The sequence below is a fragment of the Gemmiger formicilis genome (assembly GCF_024462815.1).
Classification (GTDB): Bacteria; Bacillota; Clostridia; order Oscillospirales; family Ruminococcaceae; genus Gemmiger.
The window spans coordinates 1-246 of record NZ_JANGCG010000086.1; the positions used below are offsets into that span (position 1 = coordinate 1).

The 246-nt window shown below is 45.9% G+C and carries 1 protein-coding gene; it reads left to right on the forward strand.

Annotated elements, in window-relative coordinates; all coding sequences use genetic code 11:
• Nucleotides 1–246, forward strand: a 246-nt coding sequence (locus tag NE623_RS14600; RefSeq protein ID WP_256276172.1) for a sulfatase family protein, incomplete at both ends; no start/stop codon positions are given.

Consider the following 246-nt stretch of genomic DNA (forward strand, 5'->3'; position numbering starts at 1 on the left):
CTTTTTCCGCAGCTTCCGCACAAACAAAGGCTTTGCCGGATAGCCCGAATATCCTGCTGATTTTGGTGGATGATTTGGGATATGGTGATTTGTCCTGTCAAGGAGCCGCCAAGGACATTCAAACTCCACATATCGATAAATTATTAAATGAAGGAGTTCGTTTCACGAATTTCCATGCGAACTGTCCGGTCTCCTCTCCTAGTAGAGCTTCCTTATTAACCGGTCGTTATCCGGATATGGTAGGCG